The sequence below is a fragment of the Hydrogenophaga sp. genome, from assembly GCF_028698005.1.
GTDB lineage: Bacteria > Pseudomonadota > Gammaproteobacteria > Burkholderiales > Burkholderiaceae_C > Hydrogenophaga.
The window spans coordinates 1-2,576 of the sequence record NZ_JAQVEJ010000274.1; the positions used below are offsets into that span (position 1 = coordinate 1).

Sequence of the window (2,576 nt, forward strand, 5' to 3'; positions counted from 1 at the left end):
TGGCCGCAGGATAGACGATGGGGGTGAGCCAGAACCAGAAGCTCACGAAAATGCCGTAGAACTGCCCGACGTCGCGGAAGAACACATTCAGCATGCCCAGGCTGATGCCCAGGCCGATGGCGAACATCACCTGCAGCAGCAGCAGGGGCACCAGGGCCACGAACACCACCCCTGGGAAGTTGCCCGTGACGATCAGGAAAACCGTGAACAGGCCGAACACAATGGCGAAGTTCAGCAAGGCATTGCTCACCACGATCACCGGCAGGCACAGGCGTGGAAAACTCAGTTTCTTGAGCAGGTTGGCATTGGCCACGAACATGTTGGTGGCGCTGCTGGTGATTTCGGCGAACAGTCCCCATGTCAGCAGGCCGGCACACAGGTAGATGCTGAAGGCGTAACCGCCTTCGACGCCCGGCAACCGCGCTTTCATGACTTCCGAGAAGATGACCGTGTACACCACGATCATCGACAGCGGGTTGAGGATGTTCCAGGCCGCGCCGAGGACGGAGTTGCGGTACTTGGCCTGGAACTCACGCTTGACGCTGCCGAGGATGAAGCCCCGGTAGGCCCAGAGGGCGCGGATCATTTGCATGTTCAGGCCCGTCCGTACACGTCGGCCAGGCGGACGATGTCGTCTTCGCCGAGGTAGGTGCCGCACTGCACTTCGACCAGCACCAGTTCGCCTTCGCCGGTGTTGGTGAGGCGGTGCTGCTCTTTCAGGGGGATGTAGCGGTATTCGCCGGCGTGGGTGGGGTACTCGGTGTCGCCCACCTGCACGATGGCCTGGCCCTGCACCACCACCCAGTGTTCTGCGCGCTTGTGGTGGTATTGCAGGCTCAGGCTCTGGCCGGGCCGCACGGTGATGCGTTTGACCTTGTAGCCGCTTTCTTCCTTGAGCGTGGCGTAGGTGCCCCAGGGGCGTTGCACGGCGGCCGGCAGCACGGTGGTCTGGTGCGGGGTGCTGTCGATGTGGCGCTCCTTGAGCATTTCCACCACGCGCTTGACGTTCTGCGATTGCGCTTTGCTGGCCACCAGCAGGGCGTCGGGTGTGTCCACCACCACCAGGTCTTTCACGCCCACGGTGGCCACCACCTTGTGGCCATGGCTGTCGATGTGGACATGGGTGCCGGTGGTGTCGACGGCGACCCAGTGGGCGTCTTCGTCGGCCGTGCCCATGGTGTTGCCGGCGGCATCGGCCGCGTGGGCCTGGGCCACGGCAGGCCAGGCGCCCACGTCGCTCCAGCCGAAGCGGGCCGGCACCAGCATGACGTTATCGGCTTTTTCCATGACAGCGTAGTCGATGCTGATGTCGGGCTGCAGGCCGAATGCGTGGGCGTTGAAGCGGGTGACTTGGGCGCCGCCAACCGTACCCGATGGCGGCAGCGGAGAGACCTGGCTGCCATGCATGGCAGCCTGGGCAGTGGACAGCACATCGGGTGCGTGCTGGGCCAATGCATCAAGAATCGCCTTGGCCGTGAAACAGAACATGCCGCTGTTCCAATAGAAGCGGCCGGTGGCCAGATATTCCTGCGCGGTGGCGGCATCCGGTTTCTCGACAAACTGCAGCACGGGCTGGCTCTGGCGGCCGACCTTGGCCACTTCGATGTAGCCAAAGCCGGTTTCCGGGCTGGTGGGCTGGATGCCGAACACCACCAGATGACCATTGAGGGCATGGCGGGCGGCCTCCAGCGCGTTGGCCACGAAGGACTTGGTGTCAGGGATCAGATGGTCGGCGGGCAAGACCAGCATGACGGCGTCATCGCCATGCTGCTGCTGGCAGGCCAGAGCGGCCAGGGCGATGGCGGGGGCCGTGTTGCGCCCCTTGGGTTCGAGGAGGTAGTGCGGGTGGGGCGGATCGGCCATGTCGGCCAGAAGGCCCTGCGTGAGAAACAGGTAGTCTTGGTTGGTGACAACCAGCAGATGGTCGGTGCCGCAGGCCTGGCCGCGCACGACGGCTTGCTCCAGAAGAGACTTGCCGCCCAGCTTCATGAAGGGTTTGGGGTAGGCTTGGCGAGAGGCGGGCCACAGCCGGGTGCCAGCGCCGCCGGACAGGACAACGGAAACGAGTTTCATTGGCTGCGAGCCATCCCTTCTAGAGCTTCAAAAAAATTGAGCCGCATCATGTGCGGCAGCAAATATCGGACCGAACGCGCAATTCTAGTTGGCTGGTTTAGTTGGCTGGCTGTCCCGATATGTATCAATCGAAGACATCGGCATTCCTGAGCAGTTTTGCTGCCTGATCCTTCGCCGACAGGATCGGCGCGACGGCGGTCTGCCAGTCGATCGCCAGATCCGGGTCGTTCCACAGAATGCTGCGTTCATGCGCCGGCGCGTAGTAGTCGGTGGTCTTGTACAGGAACTCGGCGGTGTCGCTGAGGACGACGAAGCCGTGGGCGAAGCCCTCGGGCACCCAGAACTGGTGCTTGCTCTCGGCCGTCAGCAGGGCACCCACCCATTGGCCGAAGGTGGGGGAAGATTTGCGGATGTCCACGGCCACGTCGAAGACGGCGCCTTGGACCACGCGCACCAGCTTGCCCTGCGGCTGCTGGATCTGGTAGTGCAGGCCGCGCAGCACG

Annotated in this window: 3 protein-coding genes; all 3 read right to left on the reverse strand. The window is 63.5% G+C overall.

Features of this window, described 5'->3' with window-relative positions:
- A partial coding sequence (locus PHQ87_RS15930) for an ABC transporter permease (RefSeq protein ID WP_300236570.1) occupies positions 1-592 on the reverse strand: 592 nt, incomplete at its 3' end.
- Between the two features lie 2 nt (positions 593-594).
- Positions 595-2,073 (reverse strand): mannose-1-phosphate guanylyltransferase/mannose-6-phosphate isomerase, encoded by a 1,479-nt coding sequence (locus PHQ87_RS15935; RefSeq protein ID WP_300236573.1) that lies wholly within the window; start codon positions 2,071-2,073, stop codon positions 595-597.
- A gap of 124 nt (positions 2,074-2,197) precedes the next feature.
- Positions 2,198-2,576: dTDP-4-dehydrorhamnose 3,5-epimerase (gene rfbC / locus PHQ87_RS15940; RefSeq protein ID WP_300236576.1), on the reverse strand; the 379-nt coding region annotated here is incomplete at its 5' end.